The sequence below is a fragment of the Bradyrhizobium sp. NAS96.2 genome (assembly GCF_001908235.1).
Taxonomy (GTDB): Bacteria; Pseudomonadota; Alphaproteobacteria; order Rhizobiales; family Xanthobacteraceae; genus Bradyrhizobium.
The window spans coordinates 20,409-35,075 of sequence record NZ_LGHK01000278.1 but is presented as its reverse complement, the minus strand read 5'-3'; the positions used below and the strand labels follow the sequence as shown (position 1 = coordinate 35,075).

Sequence of the window (14,667 nt, the reverse complement as noted above, 5' to 3'; positions counted from 1 at the left end):
CGCCGGCCCAGCAGCCGTCGCATGAGCGCGCCGCGGAAGCCGGGGCCGTCCCCACCATCCAGTAGTCGCGCCGACGCGCGACCATCAGGACCGCAAGCGACCGATGAACGACGACGCCCCCCACGACGAAGGCGATCAGCTTCCGCCGAACGCGGAAGCTGATCGATCTCGCGCGTCGTCGGGGCGGCGGCGTCGCTGGCGCATTTGCACTCGCGCTCTGTCTTGCACAGCCCGTTCATGCCGAAGGAGAGACGCCGGCATCGTCGTTCAGCACGCGCTTTGCCGCCGTCGACCAGGCCGAGCCTTCCGCCGACGCCATGGCAAAGCCGCCGGCCGAGCCGACGAAGCCGGCCGCGCCTGCCAAGGACACGGCAAAGGACACGCTGAAGGATGCGCCGAAGGACGCCGGCGGGAAGGCGCTCCCGCCTCCGCCGGCAAGCCAGCCCGCGCTGTCGGACGCGCGCATGCGCTATCGCGCGCTGATCGAGAAGGAGGCGGCGGGAAGCGGGCTCGCGCCGGAGATCGCCGAGGCGGTGATGGGCGTGGAGAGCGGCTACAATCCCGACGTGATCGGCGGCGTCGGCGAAATCGGGCTGATGCAGCTGCTGCCCTCGACTGCGCGCATGCTCGGCTTCTCCGGCTCGCTTGCCGAACTCGCCATTCCCGAAAACAACATTCACTTCGGTGTCATGTACCTTGCACAGGCGTGGCGCCTGGCCGGCGGCGACCTGTGCACCGCGGTCATGAAGTACCGCGCCGGCCATGGCGAGACCCGCTTCTCCTATCTGTCGGTGAATTATTGCGTGGCGGTGCGGGCCCGGCTGTTTGCCCGCGGTTTTCGGGTGACGGGAATCGTACCGGTCGCAACCTTCGGTGAGCCCGGGCGCGGCGGGGGTGGTGGCGGCGGATGTGGCCGCAAGTGCCTCGGCGGCGGCGGACGCATCGGGCGTGTCGATCTGGTCGCGCTCAACACGCGGCTGAACGCGCTTGTGATCCAGGCCCGGGGAGGGAAATAGCAAGGCCACGCCTCTCATATTCATAGCGTTGCCTATCCTCGCTTGATATCTGCCTCTGGCTTCCTATCGTTTGAAACAGCTCTGGTTCTGCAAGGAGCAGCACCGATGAAAGTGATCATGTTGGCGGTCGCCGTTGCCGGATTGTCGGCGATGCAGGCGGAAGCGCAGACGCAGCAGCACACGCCGCTGCCGGAAATTGTCGTCGGCACACCGCCGCCGGCCCTCAACCTTAACCGCGACACCAATGGCGGCGCCGGCCGGGCTGCGGCACGAGGTGGTGGCGGCGCGCCGGCCGAGCGCTGCGGCGATGCGTCCTCGCTTGGCTGCATCAACGAGCGGCTGAAGAAGCAGGTCGATCAGGTCAATCCGCCCGTGACCAACACGCCGCCGATCGACGCGAAATCGTCGGATATCAAGGTGGGCGTGGTCAACGTCCCGGCGGTGCAGCAGCAATATGGCCGCAACTTCGGGGTCTCGGCGTTTCCCTATCGCCCGGCCGCGCCGGTTTACAGTCATCGATAATCCGCGCGAAATCACTTCTGTCTCTCACAGATCGTGACGCCGTCACATTTCTGACGATGGGCATATGGAAAATAGAGAGAGCAACGGTTTGCTGATTCCATGCGAAAATCTGAAGTGACGTGCCCTCATTGCCAGGCCGGCTATCGCCGGATCGAATTGACGTCGAAGGGCGGCGTCGCCGGTGAGTTTCGATGCCTGGTGTGCGACCACACGATCGAGCTGATGGACGGTTCGACCGATGTTGCCTTTCGGCTGACCGTGCAGCCGGGCAAGACGTCCTACGCCTACTAGAGCGTTTTCGAGCGAAGTGGACCCCGGTTCGCGTGAAGAAAACGCGTCAAACAAGAATCCGGAGCTTCGGCTCTGATTCAATCAGAACCGAAGCTGCGTCGGGTCCTCGCGAGCGGGACCGTGAGCGATCGCGGCCGGCAGTTATTCGCCGCGGATATCGCTCGGTGCCTTGTTGGTCCACCGGTGGAACGCGCGCCTGAAGTTCGCAGCGTCGCTGAACCCGAGCGCCAATGCGATGTCTTCGTTGGCCAGCGTCGTGTTGCGGAGATATTTCAGGGCAAGCTGGGTCCGCAACTCGTCGTGCAGCCCGCGGAAGGAAAAGCCCTGCTGACGAAGCTGGCGCCGCAGCGACCGGTCATTCATGCCGAGCTGCTTCGCGATCGCCTCGAAAGTCGGGGGATTTGCGATGTCGCGAAGCAGGATGGCGCGGATTTTCCCGGCCACCCCGGTCCGTAGCCTCAGATCCCCCAGCAAGTCGTCGCACAAGGCCACGATGGTCGGATACGTCGTCTTGTTGCCGAGATCGGCGCTCCGATCCAGCCATTGCGCCTTGAATACGATCTGGTTGGCCGGCCGATCGAACCGCACCGGGCATCCGACATGATCGAGCGGAAGATCGAAGTCCGAGCCTTGCGGATAGGCGAGCGTGATTTCGGTGGGGGTGAAGCCCGGCCCCATGACGTCGCGCATCAGCGAGATGTGGATGCCGATCTGCATCTCGGCGACGAACCGGTAGAGCGCGGAATCGGCCAGCGCGTGCAGATTGGGCTCGATGGTCCATCGCGCATGGGCCTTGTCCTCGATGAAGTCGATCGCCGCGAGCGGCGCCGCGAGCGCGTGGTAGCGCATCGCAAATTCCATCGCCTTGCGGAAGTCCGGGCAGCACAGCAGCGCATAGCCGTACATTCCATACGTCGAGACGTGGATCGATGCGCCGATGCGATAGGGCAGATGGCGGTCCTTCGACAGGCGCAATGCATTCTGACACACGGTCAGCAGCTGCGTCAGCGAGATCCGCGCCTGCGGTGAATGGACGTCGGCCAATGGAATGTTCGTATCGCGCAGGATGGCGTCAGCCGGGACGCCGGCGCCGGCCAGCATGTCGAAGACAGCGCCAAGCTTGGTCGCCTCATAGATCCTGTCGCGGGTGCCAACGGTCAGGATGTCGTTGCGAGAGCCCCCAGGCGTCTTCAGTCGCACCGTTGGTTGCAAGGTGAACCAGCCTTTCCTTCAGTCCGGAAGCGGGACATCGCAGTATCAGGGCAAAGCCGATTCCTGCCCGCCAACACCTCGAAACATATCCGCTTCGCGGCACAACCCAAGGCCAATCCAAAGCCTATCAATGGGGCATCGATGTTGCGTAGCAGCAAGAATGGTGGCGGCAAGACGACGGTGAAGACGCCAAAGAGAGCAATTTTAGCCAAGACCGTTGCTGTCGATGAGAGCAGTCTGTCCGCTTGAGACCCCGCCGATGTCCGATTCGGACCTTCACAAATCTCGGGCATCACGCGAGGCTTAGGCATAATGTCACACGGTCGGACCGTCGTGACGCGAGACGGCAGACTACGCGATCCGCGCACTCAAGAACTGCGGACGTCACGGTCGGAGGACATGCCAGGTCGAGGGAGGCTTCCATGGTTGGAAAGCTGATTCAGACTGCCCCATCCGCGTATCAATATCCGCTCATCTTCAAGCAGCTCTGGCACACGCCGCGTGTGCAGGCGCCCGACCAGGAGATCGTCTATCGCGATCTCAAGCGTCAGACCTATCGACAGACCAGAGAACGGATCGGCCGCCTCGCCTCGGCGCTCAGCAAGGCCGGCGTCGAGCCCGGCGACACGGTCGGCGTGCTCGAATGGGACAGCCATCGCTTCCTCGAAGCGTTCTTCGCGATCCCGATGATGGCGGCCGTGTTGCAGACGGTGAATGTCCGCCTGTCGCCCGAGCAGATCGCCTACACGATCAACCACGCCGGCGCGTCGACGCTGCTCGTCAACGACGAGTTCGTCGGATTGCTGGAAGGCATGAAGGGACAGCTCCCGAATGTGAAGCGGATGATCGTGATGTCGGACCGGCCGGCGCCGCTGACCGGCAGCCTGTCCTTCATCGGCGAATATGAGAGCCTGCTGGCGGCAGCCTCGCCCGATTACGAGTTTCCCGATTTCGACGAGAACACCCAGGCGACCACCTTCTACACGACGGGCACCACCGGGCTGCCGAAGGGCGTCTACTACAGCCATCGCCAGCTCGTGCTGCACACGATCGCCGGGCTTGCGCTGTTTGGCATGGCGGGCTCGCAGGGACGCTTTTCGCGCGACGACGTCTACATGCCGATCACGCCGATGTTCCACGTTCACGCTTGGGGCTTTCCGTGGTCGGCGACGCTGGCCGGCACCAAGCAGGTCTATCCCGGCCGCTACGAGCCGGCGATGCTGGTCAAGCTGATCAAGAGCGAAGGCGTCACCTTCACCCATGGGGTGCCGACCATCCTGCAGATGCTGCTCAACGCCGCTGCGGCGGCCAAGGTCGATCTCAAGGGTCTCAAGATGGTGATAGGCGGCTCCGCCTTACCGAAGGCGCTGGCCAAGCAGGCGATGGAGGCCGGCATCGACATCTTCGCGGGTTACGGCATGTCGGAGACGGGCCCGCTCGCCGCAGTGTCCCACGTCAGCTCCAAGGATCTCAGCGGCGACCCCGACGGCGAGGTCGAATTCCGCACCCGGGCCGGCATCGCCGGTCCACTGGTCGACCTGCGCATCGTCGACCCCGACATGAAAGACATCCCGCATGACGGCAAGTCCGCTGGCGAGATCGTGCTGCGCGCGCCGTGGCTCACCCAGGGTTACTACAACAATCCCGAAGGCTCGGAGCAGCTGTGGGCCGGCGGCTATCTGCACACCAGCGATATCGCTGTGGTCAGCCCGGGCGGCTACGTCCACATCACCGACCGGATCAAGGACGTGATCAAGACCGGCGGCGAATGGGTCTCCTCGCTGCAGATCGAGGATCTGATTTCGCAATGCGCCGGTGTTGCCGAGGCCGCGGTGATCGGCGTCAAGGACGACAAATGGGGCGAGCGGCCGCTCGCGCTCGTGGTCAGGAAGCCATCCGGGGCCGACGGCCTCACCGATACGGCGATCAAGGATCATCTCAAGCAGTTAGCCGACCAGGGCGTGATCTCGAAATACGGCATCCCCGGGACGATCATGTTCATCGACAGCATTCCCAAGACCAGCGTCGGCAAGATCAACAAGAAGGAGCTGCGCGAGCAATACGGCGACATGTGACGGGACGAGCAAGCCTAAGAAAAGTTCGAGGAGGGACAACATCATGAGCAGCCTCACAATGGCCGGGCTGGGCGAGCACGTTGGCAAGGAGCTCGGACTTTCCGATTGGGTCACGATCGATCAGCAGCGTATCGACACCTTCGCGTCCTGCACTGGCGATCACCAATGGATTCACGTCGACGTTGAGCGGGCGAAGCGCGAGAGCCCGTTCCGCGGTCCGATCGCGCATGGCTACCTGACGCTCGCGATGGTCGCGCCGCTGGCGATGCAGGTCGGCATCATTCCGCGCGATGCCGCCGCGGGGCTGAATTATGGGGTCGACAAGGTCCGCTTCCTGGCGCCGGTGCCGGCAGGCGCGCGGGTGCGGCTGCGGGTCGTGCTGTCCGGCATCGAGCCGAGGGACGGCGGCCAGGTGATCATGAAGACCCTGAACACGCTGGAGGTCGAGGGATCGGAGAAGCCTGCCCTGATCGCCGAGACGCTGGCACTTTTGATTCCCGCAGCGGGAGCAAAGCAATGAGCACGGAAAATCGCAGTCCGGATCAGCCGGCCTCTGACATGTCCGAGGCCGCGTCGCGCAATACGCTGGCGCTCAACCCACTGGTTGGCATCCAGGGCCAGGATCTGGTCGAGGGCGCCGGCATCCTGTTCAAGGCCGTCATCAACGAACCGAAGGTCGCGACCGAACAGTGGCTGTCGTTCGTCAGCGAACTCGGCTCCATCGCCGCCGGCAAGTCGGAGCGCGCGCCGAAGGCGGGCGACAAGCGATTTGTCGATCCGACCTGGAAGGAGAGCTCGCTGCACTCTGGCCTGCTCAAGGCCTATCTGGCCTGGGGCGAGGCGGTCAACGGCCTGGTCGACAAGACCAGCCTCAGCGACATCGACAAGCAGCGCGCGCATCTGATCACGGAAATCCTGATCGATGCGGTGGCGCCGACCAACACGATGATCACCAACCCGGCGGCGGTCCGCAAGTTCATCGACACCGGCGGACAGAGCCTGTGGAGCGGCCTGAAGAACTATATCGGCGACCTGACGCAGAACCGCGGCATGCCGTCGATGGTCGACATGAGCGCCTTCAAGGTCGGCGAGAACCTCGCGACCACGCCCGGCGCGGTGATCTTCCGCAACGAGCTGCTCGAGCTGATCCAGTACACGCCGACGACGCCGACGGTTAGGAAGCGGCCGCTCGTGATCACCCCGCCGCAGATCAACAAGTACTACGCGCTCGATCTTTCGCCGGACAAGAGCATGGTGCGCTTCCTGCTCGAGAGCGATATCCAGGTCTTTGCGGTGAGCTGGCGCAACCCGACCGCCGCGCATCGCGACTGGGGGCTCGACACTTATGTTGCGGCGCTGGACGAGGCGGTCGACGCGGCGCGCGAGATTTCCGGTAGCGAGGACATCTCGATGATGGGGTCCTGCTCCGGCGGCATCACCTCGACGGCGTATTTCGCGACGCTCGGCTCCGCGGCCGAAAAGAAGATCAAGAACCTGGTGCTGGCGGTCTGCCTGCTCGATCCCAACTCAGCCGAGGAGAGCGCGTTCGGCTGCCTGATGACGCCCGAGACCATGCGGGCAGCGAAGGCGTCCTCGCAGCTGCGCGGCATCGTCGATGGCCATGATTTGGCGCGGATGTTCGCCTGGATGCGGCCCAACGACCTGATCTGGAACTACTGGGTCAACAACTATCTGCTCGGCAACCAGCCGCCGGCGTTCGACATCCTGTACTGGAACGCCGATACGACCCGCCTGCCGGCGGCGCTGCATGGCGACTATCTCGACCTCTATTTCTCCAACCCGTTCGTCAACGCCGGCAAGCTCACGCTCAACGACAAGACCATCGACATGAGCAAGGTCAAGGCCGACAGCTATGTCGTCGCCGGGGTGACCGACCACATCACGCCGTGGAAGGGCGTCTACAAGACCGCCCAGATCATGGGCGAGGGCACCACTTTCGTGCTGTCGAACAGCGGGCACCTGCAGAGCCTGCTCAATCCGCCGAGCAATCCGAAGGCGTCCTTCATGATCGGGCCGGTGTCCGCGGACAAGCCCGACGCGTTCATGGCCTCGGCCGAGAAGCGCAAGGGCAGCTGGTGGCTCGACTGGCGCGACTGGCTGCAGCCGCGCTCGGGCGCCGAGGTCAGCGCGCCCACTGCGCTCGGCAGCGCGCACCATCCGCCCGTTACGAAAGCACCAGGAACCTACGTCTTTGACTGAGAATATTATCAGCGCCGATACGGCGAGCGCGCAGCGCGGCGTCATCGAGACGCGGCAGGTTTCGATCGATGGCCAGCTGCTTCAGGTCGCGATCCGGCACGGCGACGGCCGCGGGCCGCCGCTGCTGCTGTTCAACGGCATCGGCGCCAATTGGGAGCTGGCGAAGCCGTTCCTCGATGCGCTCACAGGCACCACCGCCGTCATCTTTGATGTGCCCGGCGTCGGCGGCTCGCCAAGGCCGGCTTGGCCCTATCGTCCATCGACACTGGCGCGGCTTGCCGCCGAGCTCGTTGCCGAGCTGGGTTATGCTGAAGTCGACGTCGCCGGCGTGTCCTGGGGTGGCGGCATCGCGCAGCAATTCGCGCATCAGTTTCCCAAGCGCTGCCGTCGGCTGGTGCTGGCCGCGACCGCGCCGGGTTTCACCATGGTGCCGGCAAGCCCCTCGGTGCTGTGGAAGATGGCGACGCCGCGCCGCTACACCGACAAGGGCTATATGAAGAGCATCGCCGCCGACATCTATGGCGGGGCGTTCCGCGACGATCCGTCACTGATCGGTCGGCATGCGGCCGCGATGCATGGCGCGCGCAGCATGGGTTACTTCTATCAGCTGCTGGCGATGACCGGCTGGACCAGCCTGCCATGGCTATGGTCGCTGCCGCAGCCGACGCTGATCCTGATGGGCCGCGACGATCCGCTGGTTCCTCCGATCAACGGTCAGATCATGGCGAGCCTGATCCCGAATGCCGAACTGCACCTGATCGACGACGGGCATCTGTTCATGGTGACGCGGCCGGCGGAGACCGCTGGCCTGATCGAGGCGTTTCTCGCCGATGAGAGCCGTCAGGCCACCTCGTCGACCCTGCTTTCGCGCACGACCAGTTACCTCAGGGATCTCGTTCCAACATCCGCAGGCGGGCACCAGAAGCCGTAACCACAGGGAGGATATCATGACGGATAACAGCTCATATATCGATATGCTGCGGAAGTTCGGTAGTGACCTCGGCCTGCCGAAGCTGAACGTGGACGAACTGCTGCAGGCCCAGAAGAAGAACCTCGAGGCGCTTGGCAAGAGCGCGAAGGTCGCGGCCGAAGGTGCGCAATCGGTGGCGCAGAAGCAGCGCGAGGTGCTGGAGGCGGGCCTGCGCGAGGCCTCGACGCTGGCGCGCGAATACAAGCCGCTCGGCAAGATTCACGAGAACCTCGCTCTGCAGACCGAGTTCGCCCGGAAGATGTTCGACATCGCGGTGAAGGGTGCCCAGGACAGTGCGTCGACGGCGCGGCAGTCGACATCAGATGCGGTCAAGATCATCCAGGATCGCATGAAGGAAAGTTTCGAGGAGTTCCGCGCCAGCGTGCGCCCGAACAAATCGGCCTGAGATCGTCTGTCGGGATCACGACCCATCAAGCAACGCCTCGCCACGCATCAGGGAGGACATCATGGCTAACGCGCAGGCAACACGGGCGGCCAAGCCGGACTATGCGCCACCGCCGATCAACGGCGACTTCTACGGGATTGCCCGCGTCCTGAACGAGAAGGAGCGCGCGCTGGTGCGGCGCGTGCGCGAGTTCACCGAAGGCGTGGTGGCGCCCGTCATCGAGGAATTTTGGGGCCGCGACGAATTCCCGTTCGCGATCATCCCGAAGATGGCCGAGATCGGCATCGGCGGCGTCGGCTACCAGGGCTATGGCGCCGCCGGCGGCAGCTGGCTGCTGAACGGCTTTGTCGCGATGGAGCTGGCGCGGGTGGATTCCTCGGTCGCGACCTTCTGGGGCGTGCACACCGGACTTTCGGCGGGCTCGATCTATCTGTGCGGCGACGAGGCGCAGAAGCAGCGCTGGCTGCCTGCGATGATGCACTTCGAGAAGATCGGCTCGTTCGGTCTCACCGAGCCGCTGGTCGGCTCGGCGACGTCAGGCGGGATGCTGACCACCTGCCGGCGCGAGGGCGACGTCTGGATCCTCAACGGCCAGAAGAAGTGGATCGGCAACGCCACCTTCGCCGACATCAACGTGATCTGGGCGCGCGAGGAGGGCTCCAACCAGGTCAAGGGCTTTGTCGTCGGCAAGGACAATCCCGGTTTCTCGGTCGAGAAGATCAAGACCAAGATGGCGCTGCGCGTGGTGCAGAACGGGCTGATCACCCTGAAGGATTGCCGCGTGCCCGAGGCGGACCGGCTGCAGAACGCCAACACGTTCAAGGACACCGCCAAGGTGCTGCGCATGACCCGCACCGGCGTGGCGTGGTTCGCCGTCGGCTGCGCGATGGGCGCCTATGAGCATGCGCTGCGCTATGCGACCGAGCGGCAGCAGTTCGGCCGACCGATCGGCGGCTTCCAGCTGGTGCAGGACCTGCTGGTGCGCATGCTCGGCAATGTCACCGCGACGCAGTCGATGATGCTGCGGCTCGGACAGATGCAGGACGAAGGCGTGATGCTGGACGAGCACGCCTCGCTGGCGAAGGCGTTCTGCACCGTCAAATGCCGCGAGACCGTCGGTTATGCGCGCGAGCTGCTCGGCGGCAACGGCATCCTGCTCGAGAACCATATCGGCCGCTTCGTGGCGGATGCCGAGGCGATCTACTCCTATGAGGGCACCCGCGAGATGAACACCTTGATCGTCGGCAAGTCGATCACGGGATTGAGCGCCTTCGTCTGAGCCGCGGTGCGGTCGCGCCGCCGGTCATTCGGCCGGCGGCATGCTGCCGTGTCCGCTGCCATGCCCGGCCGCGGCGTTTGCCTGCGAGAGCATCCCGAGCGCGACGAGTGCCGCGGCAAAGCCTGCGGCAGCGCCGACGCCGAGCGCCCAGCGCGGGCCGAGATGATCGGCGACCCAGCCGACGATCGGTGCGCCGATCGGCGTGCCGCCGAGCGCAACGCCGAGCCGCAGCGCCATCACACGCCCACGCATCGCTGGCTCGGTAGAGAGCTGCATCAGTGCGTTCGAGGTATTCAAGACTGTCAACGAAGCGATGCCGATCACGACGAGGGCGGCGGCAAACAGCCAGTAGTTCGGCGCCAGTGCGGCCAGGGTGCAGCCGACGCCGAAGATCGCGGAGCCCAGCATCAACGCGACAAAGCGCGGCCGCTCGCGGGTTGCCGCCAGCAGCGCTCCCGACATCGTGCCGATCGCCATCATCGATGACAACAGGCCAAAACCCCGCGCGTCGGTATGGAAGACGCCGACCGCCATGGTCGAGATGAAGATCGGAAAATTCAGCCCGAAGGTGCCGATCAGGAACAGCATGACGAGGGTCGCCCTGAGATCGGAGCGGGACCAGACATACTGAAATCCTTCCGTGATGCCGCCCCTGGTGCGGAGTGCGCGCGCATTCGGCCGAAGCTCGGATTTGCGCAGCAGGCACAGCGAGGTCAGCACCGCCATGAAGGACGCCCCGTTGAACAGGAACGCCCAGCCGGTGCCGACTGAGGCAATGAGCAAGCCAGCCATCGCGGGGCCGACCATGCGCGCGGCATTGAACGAGGTCGAATTCAGCGCAATGGCGTTCGACAGGTCTCGATCGCCGACCAGCTCGGCCACGAAGGTCTGGCGGACCGGGGCATCCAGCGCGGCGCTGCAGCCGAACAGAAACGCAAACACATAGACGTGCCAGAGCTGTACCAGCCCGGTGACGGTGAGAATGCCGAGGATGAGCGACAGCGTGCCCATCGTCGCCTGCGTCACCATCAGGAGCCGCCGCTGGTTGAAGCGATCGGCGGCGAGGCCGGACCAGGGCATCAGCAGCAGCTGCGGGCCGAATTGCAGCGCCATCACGATGCCGACGGCGGATGCGCTATGATTCGTCAGCTGGGTGAGGACGAGCCAGTCCTGGGCGGCGCGCTGCATCCAGGTGCCGATGTTGGACACCAGCGCGCCGGCCGCCCAGACCCGGTAGTTGAAGCTCGCGAGTGATCGAAATACGCGTCTCATGTTCGCTGAGGATCATTCCCGCCGTGAAACCGTTCGAACCGCCGCGCCAGGAACAGGCCAATCAGGAGGCCGCCAAGACCGAGCGCAGCGACATCACCGGTGGTTCGGAGGCCGAAGTCGCCGACGCGGCAGACCAGCAGGTATCCGACGGCGAGGTTGAAGAAGCCCCATACGATGTTGACGGTCGATGAGGACAGGCCCTCGCCCGGCGGCTTCGCGAACGGGCTCTGGAACGGCTCGCCCATCATGCCGGCGACCACGTGAGGGATTGCGTTGGTGAGGAAGGCGCCGCCGAAGAAGTAGGCGACGAGGTCAAGCCAGTTCATGCGCGTGGGTCCTTTCAAGCAGATCGATGATCGCCTGCGTCGAGCCGGTTTCGCCGAGCCGCGGGAATACGTGCTCGATGCTGTAGTCATGGGCGTTCGGCCGCGCATCGGTCATGGCGTCGATCGCGAGCGTGACGTTGAAGCCGGCCTCAAATGCCTGCCGTGCCGTGGATTCGACGCCGGTGCCGGTCGCAACGCCGACGATCACGACATGGGTAACGCCGCGGGCTCGGAGCTGGTTCTCGATATCGGTGCTGGCGAACGCGCCCCAGGTCCGTTTGGTGACGACGATGTCGCCCGGCTGCCGGTCAAGCTCCGGGAGCAGGTCGGTCCAGCCATCGGGAAACGCGCCGTCGTGGCGCGGGCGCTCGGTTCGTCCCGGTGCCGTGCCGTCGACATTGACCAGCACGATCGGCAGTCGGCGCCGCCGAAACGCGGTGATGAGCGCGCAGGCGCGTGCCACCACGTCTGCGAACGGATTGACGAAGGGCGCGCCGGCGAGCCCGGCCTGCAGATCGACGACGATGAGGGCAGTGATCGGATCGAGCGTCGTAAGGGCCATGATCGTTTCCTTTCAACCGGATGGGTCTCGCGATCGGCGCGGCCTCAGTCCGCGACCAGCCGCTTCAGCAAGCCGACCGCGGCGGCGAGTTCATCCTGTTCCCGTGCCGACAACCGTGCGGCAATGGTGCGTGACAGCCAGTCCTGCCGAGCGGCGCGGCCGGTGCGCAGCCGCTCGCGGCAAGTATCGGTGAGCGACATGATGGTCTGGCGGCCGTCGTCCGGATCGGGCGCACCGCGCACCAGGCCCGCCGCCTCGAGCGCCGAAATCGCCGAGCTCATCGACTGCGGACGCATCCCCTCCGACCGCGCCAGGCTGGACACGGTCGCGGGGCCGTCCTTTTCGAGGCGCAGCAGCACCGCGACCTGGGAGGGCGGCAGGTCGTCGCGTTGACCCTGCTCGCGCAGCCGCCGCTTCAGTGTTCCGATCAACAGGCGAAGGTCTTCGGCGAGCGCGGATGTCCGCGCCGAACCGGTACGGGCCGGTGAACTGTTCATGCCGGTATTGATGACATATATGCAGGTAAACTGTAAAGATTGTCTTCGCAGATTAGCTTCATATTGCCGTGATCGTCGGCGCTTCGGCCGAGCCTTGCTGGACCATGGCGCAACCCTGAACGGCGCCTGAATCCGGTCTCCCGAGCGCATCACTTTAATTTTGTTGTCTTCCTGCGTGCGGTTGTCGATGACTGCACCGGCGCTCACGACGTGGCGTATCTTCCCCGCGGTGGCTCGCGGAGTTCTTCAATGAAGCATGACATTCGTCTCGTCGCGATCGGCGTGTCGATCGCCCTTGCTTGCCTCGCGGAGCCGGCAGCGGCTCCCTTGCCGGATTGAGTCGGCGGAAGATATGCCACGCCCGATGACGTGCGCTTACTCGCTCTCGCTGGTCACCGGGGCTGCATAGGTGTCCCGCGCACGCTTGGTCACGGCCGCATAGCGCGCCGTCGCGCTGAGGCTCATCAGGCCGGCGCGCACCAGACCGAGAATGGCGCGTCGTGAGTGGAACGGGCCGGTCTTGCTCGCGGCATATCCGCGCGGGTACAGCTGCAGGCGGCCGGTGAGCGCTTCCTGCAACGCCACCTTCTGGGTCGCGCTCAGGCGCCGGCGCCGCGCGGGCTTCTCCGCTTCCGCCAACATGCGCAGCTCGATACCCGACGATCTCCGTGGCGCGCCCTTCATTGTCAGCTCACACCCTGGCCGACTGGCACGACGACCTTCCGCGAGGCCCGGCGACCGGCCGGCATCGCCATGGACGCCGTCATGTGGCACATCATGGCTTGCGCTGTTGCTCATCCGTGGACAGAACCGCATTTCGAGCGGCGGCGGCATCTGACGAAGGTCAGGATCGGTTATGACGAAAGTCATATTCGTTTGCGGCCGCTGCCGGCTTACGCCAGAGTGGGCTGCTCGCTGAGTGATGGGCAACGCATGATCAATCTGAGCGCGGATTTGCTTGCGGCCGCGGAAGCCAACGTCATCGGCCTCGCCGTCATCGGTGCCGACCGGAGCATGCAGCGGAAGATCGGCCGGCTGGTCGAATGGCTTCCCGCAATCGGCGCCGATTGCTGCGAGTGCATGCTGCTGGTCGGCATGGAAGCCGAATTGGCGGCGCTCGCCAGCGGCCAGCGGGACACGATCGCGCTGGCCGGTGTGCGTGGTGCGTCGCCTGATATCACGCAGCCGATGACGGCGGTCGTGCTGTGGAACGGCGCGCAGTCGCACTATTTCGTCATCGCCATGCCGGATTTCGCCGGACGTCAGGTGGAAACGCTGCTCGGCAGCGAGCGCCGGGCCCGCCGCCTGATGGAGCAGCAGCTCGAGGCGGCGAGCGCGGAGGTGCGCTTTGCCTCCCTGGCGCGAACGCGGCTGCGGCTGGCGCGCGATCTGCACGATACGCTGGTACATTCGATCGTTGCGCTGCTGACCCAGATCCGGCTGATCAGGCATTATCTGTCGGCCGATCCCGCGCGCGTGGCGGACAGCCTTGCGACCGCGGAAGATGCCGCCGCGAGTGGCCTCTCGCGCGCCCGCGAGGCGATCGATCGCCTGCGCACGTCAGACGATCTGAAGCTCGATCCCGATGTCGAGGGACTGCTCAGCGACTTCGCCGCACGCAGCGGCGTCAGGGTGTCGATCCAGATCGATGAAGATGCGCGTGCCGGCTTGCGTGATTGCGGATTGACGGTTCAGCGTATCCTCAGCGAGGCGCTGCGCAACGTCCAGGCCCATGCGCAGGCACGCCGCGTCTCCTTTCACGCCTTCGAGGCACCGGCGGCGGTCGGCCGGAAGCTCGTCGTCGAGATCCGCGATGACGGTCATGGCTTCGATCCCGCGGTCCCTCATCCCGGACATTTCGGATTGATCGGAATGGCCGAATTTGCTGAACTTGTCGGCGGAAGCTGCGCGGTGGAGAGCGCGCCCGGACAGGGAACGCTGGTCCGGATATCGCTCCCCGTAGCGGTGCCGCCGGCGGCGTCTGCCGGCGTGCTGGCCGATTGATGTCGTTGCCGTGCA

17 protein-coding genes are annotated in these 14,667 nt (G+C 65.0%); 10 read left to right on the top strand and 7 right to left on the bottom strand.

What is annotated here, in order from left to right; translation table 11 throughout:
- Positions 1 to 235 precede the first annotated feature (235 nt).
- Entirely contained in the window at positions 236 to 466 is a 231-nt protein-coding gene (locus AC628_RS45700; RefSeq protein WP_245321562.1) for a hypothetical protein, read from the bottom strand.
- On the opposite strand from AC628_RS45700, the gene AC628_RS39380 reads away from it, so the two are divergent.
- From AC628_RS39380 to AC628_RS39370, 3 genes are all read left to right on the top strand, one after another.
- Complete coding sequence (locus AC628_RS39380) at positions 465 to 1,016, top strand: lytic transglycosylase domain-containing protein (RefSeq protein WP_502689831.1); 552 nt, start codon at positions 465 to 467, stop codon at positions 1,014 to 1,016. The genes AC628_RS45700 and AC628_RS39380 overlap by 2 nt on opposite strands.
- Positions 1,017 to 1,121: 105 nt before the next feature.
- Positions 1,122 to 1,538 carry a hypothetical protein gene (locus AC628_RS45695; protein WP_245321554.1) on the top strand — a complete coding sequence of 139 codons (417 nt, stop codon included), beginning with the start codon at positions 1,122 to 1,124 and terminating at the stop codon, positions 1,536 to 1,538.
- Positions 1,539 to 1,637: 99 nt separating this feature from the next.
- Entirely contained in the window at positions 1,638 to 1,829 is a 192-nt protein-coding gene (locus tag AC628_RS39370; protein ID WP_074132055.1) for an MJ0042-type zinc finger domain-containing protein, read from the top strand.
- Positions 1,830 to 1,970: 141 nt separating this feature from the next.
- Here the strand turns inward: AC628_RS39370 and AC628_RS39365 are convergent, their stop codons facing one another.
- A complete protein-coding gene (locus AC628_RS39365; protein WP_074132053.1) occupies positions 1,971 to 3,029 on the bottom strand; it encodes an AraC family transcriptional regulator in 1,059 nt (352 codons plus the stop codon).
- A gap of 434 nt (positions 3,030 to 3,463) precedes the next feature.
- On the opposite strand from AC628_RS39365, the gene AC628_RS39360 reads away from it, so the two are divergent.
- The 6 genes from AC628_RS39360 to AC628_RS39335 all read left to right on the top strand — a co-directional run bounded on the left by AC628_RS39360 (position 3,464) and on the right by AC628_RS39335 (position 9,991).
- Positions 3,464 to 5,116 carry a fatty acid--CoA ligase gene (locus tag AC628_RS39360; RefSeq protein ID WP_074132052.1) on the top strand — a complete coding sequence of 551 codons (1,653 nt, stop codon included), beginning with the start codon at positions 3,464 to 3,466 and terminating at the stop codon, positions 5,114 to 5,116.
- 43 nt (positions 5,117 to 5,159) lie between these two features.
- Entirely contained in the window at positions 5,160 to 5,636 is a 477-nt protein-coding gene (locus tag AC628_RS39355) for a MaoC family dehydratase (protein ID WP_074132050.1), read from the top strand.
- Positions 5,633 to 7,336 carry an alpha/beta fold hydrolase gene (locus AC628_RS39350; protein ID WP_074132048.1) on the top strand — a complete coding sequence of 568 codons (1,704 nt, stop codon included), beginning with the start codon at positions 5,633 to 5,635 and terminating at the stop codon, positions 7,334 to 7,336. The genes AC628_RS39355 and AC628_RS39350 overlap by 4 nt, the downstream gene beginning before the upstream one ends.
- Positions 7,329 to 8,267 carry a poly(3-hydroxyalkanoate) depolymerase gene (phaZ, locus tag AC628_RS39345; protein ID WP_074132046.1) on the top strand — a complete coding sequence of 313 codons (939 nt, stop codon included), beginning with the start codon at positions 7,329 to 7,331 and terminating at the stop codon, positions 8,265 to 8,267. Before AC628_RS39350 ends, phaZ begins: the two co-directional genes overlap by 8 nt.
- A gap of 16 nt (positions 8,268 to 8,283) precedes the next feature.
- Positions 8,284 to 8,712: a phasin family protein gene (locus tag AC628_RS39340; protein ID WP_074132045.1), complete on the top strand. Its 429-nt coding sequence runs from the start codon at positions 8,284 to 8,286 to the stop codon at positions 8,710 to 8,712.
- 61 nt (positions 8,713 to 8,773) lie between these two features.
- On the top strand, positions 8,774 to 9,991 hold the full coding sequence (locus AC628_RS39335; protein WP_074132043.1) for an acyl-CoA dehydrogenase family protein: 1,218 nt from the start codon (positions 8,774 to 8,776) through the stop codon (positions 9,989 to 9,991).
- A 24-nt stretch (positions 9,992 to 10,015) separates the two neighbouring features.
- On the opposite strand, the gene AC628_RS39330 is transcribed toward AC628_RS39335, so the two are convergent.
- From AC628_RS39330 to AC628_RS45690, 5 genes are all read right to left on the bottom strand, one after another.
- On the bottom strand, positions 10,016 to 11,263 hold the full coding sequence (locus tag AC628_RS39330; RefSeq protein ID WP_074132041.1) for an MFS transporter: 1,248 nt from the start codon (positions 11,261 to 11,263) through the stop codon (positions 10,016 to 10,018).
- Entirely contained in the window at positions 11,260 to 11,589 is a 330-nt protein-coding gene (locus AC628_RS39325) for a hypothetical protein (protein WP_074132039.1), read from the bottom strand. Before AC628_RS39325 ends, AC628_RS39330 begins: the two co-directional genes overlap by 4 nt.
- Positions 11,576 to 12,151, bottom strand: a complete 576-nt coding sequence (locus tag AC628_RS39320; RefSeq protein ID WP_074132037.1) for an isochorismatase family protein — start codon at positions 12,149 to 12,151, stop codon at positions 11,576 to 11,578. The genes AC628_RS39325 and AC628_RS39320 overlap by 14 nt, the downstream gene beginning before the upstream one ends.
- 44 nt (positions 12,152 to 12,195) lie before the next feature.
- Positions 12,196 to 12,648, bottom strand: coding sequence for a MarR family winged helix-turn-helix transcriptional regulator (locus AC628_RS39315; protein ID WP_074132035.1), 453 nt, complete (start codon positions 12,646 to 12,648; stop codon positions 12,196 to 12,198).
- A gap of 375 nt (positions 12,649 to 13,023) precedes the next feature.
- Positions 13,024 to 13,290 carry a hypothetical protein gene (locus AC628_RS45690; protein WP_245321553.1) on the bottom strand — a complete coding sequence of 89 codons (267 nt, stop codon included), beginning with the start codon at positions 13,288 to 13,290 and terminating at the stop codon, positions 13,024 to 13,026.
- Between the two features lie 291 nt (positions 13,291 to 13,581).
- Between AC628_RS45690 and AC628_RS39305 the strand changes: the two genes are divergently transcribed.
- Positions 13,582 to 14,652 (top strand): sensor histidine kinase, encoded by a 1,071-nt coding sequence (locus tag AC628_RS39305; RefSeq protein WP_074132032.1) that lies wholly within the window; start codon positions 13,582 to 13,584, stop codon positions 14,650 to 14,652.
- Positions 14,653 to 14,667 lie beyond the last annotated feature (15 nt).

What these genes read in the sequence shown, in the direction of transcription:
- AC628_RS45700 (WP_245321562.1), bottom strand. Translation starts at nt 466, where the DNA reads ATGCGCGCGTCCGACAGCGCGGGCTGGCTTGCCGGCGGAGGCGGGAGC.
- AC628_RS39325 (WP_074132039.1), bottom strand. Translation starts at nt 11,589, where the DNA reads ATGAACTGGCTTGACCTCGTCGCCTACTTCTTCGGCGGCGCCTTCCTC.
- AC628_RS39355 (WP_074132050.1), top strand. Translation starts at nt 5,160, where the DNA reads ATGAGCAGCCTCACAATGGCCGGGCTGGGCGAGCACGTTGGCAAGGAG.
- AC628_RS39360 (WP_074132052.1), top strand. Translation starts at nt 3,464, where the DNA reads ATGGTTGGAAAGCTGATTCAGACTGCCCCATCCGCGTATCAATATCCG.
- AC628_RS39350 (WP_074132048.1), top strand. Translation starts at nt 5,633, where the DNA reads ATGAGCACGGAAAATCGCAGTCCGGATCAGCCGGCCTCTGACATGTCC.
- AC628_RS39320 (WP_074132037.1), bottom strand. Translation starts at nt 12,151, where the DNA reads ATGGCCCTTACGACGCTCGATCCGATCACTGCCCTCATCGTCGTCGAT.
- AC628_RS39370 (WP_074132055.1), top strand. Translation starts at nt 1,638, where the DNA reads ATGCGAAAATCTGAAGTGACGTGCCCTCATTGCCAGGCCGGCTATCGC.
- AC628_RS39380 (WP_502689831.1), top strand. Translation starts at nt 465, where the DNA reads ATGCGCTATCGCGCGCTGATCGAGAAGGAGGCGGCGGGAAGCGGGCTC.
- AC628_RS39330 (WP_074132041.1), bottom strand. Translation starts at nt 11,263, where the DNA reads ATGAGACGCGTATTTCGATCACTCGCGAGCTTCAACTACCGGGTCTGG.
- AC628_RS39340 (WP_074132045.1), top strand. Translation starts at nt 8,284, where the DNA reads ATGACGGATAACAGCTCATATATCGATATGCTGCGGAAGTTCGGTAGT.
- AC628_RS45690 (WP_245321553.1), bottom strand. Translation starts at nt 13,290, where the DNA reads ATGTTGGCGGAAGCGGAGAAGCCCGCGCGGCGCCGGCGCCTGAGCGCG.
- AC628_RS39305 (WP_074132032.1), top strand. Translation starts at nt 13,582, where the DNA reads ATGATCAATCTGAGCGCGGATTTGCTTGCGGCCGCGGAAGCCAACGTC.
- AC628_RS39315 (WP_074132035.1), bottom strand. Translation starts at nt 12,648, where the DNA reads ATGAACAGTTCACCGGCCCGTACCGGTTCGGCGCGGACATCCGCGCTC.
- AC628_RS45695 (WP_245321554.1), top strand. Translation starts at nt 1,122, where the DNA reads ATGAAAGTGATCATGTTGGCGGTCGCCGTTGCCGGATTGTCGGCGATG.
- AC628_RS39335 (WP_074132043.1), top strand. Translation starts at nt 8,774, where the DNA reads ATGGCTAACGCGCAGGCAACACGGGCGGCCAAGCCGGACTATGCGCCA.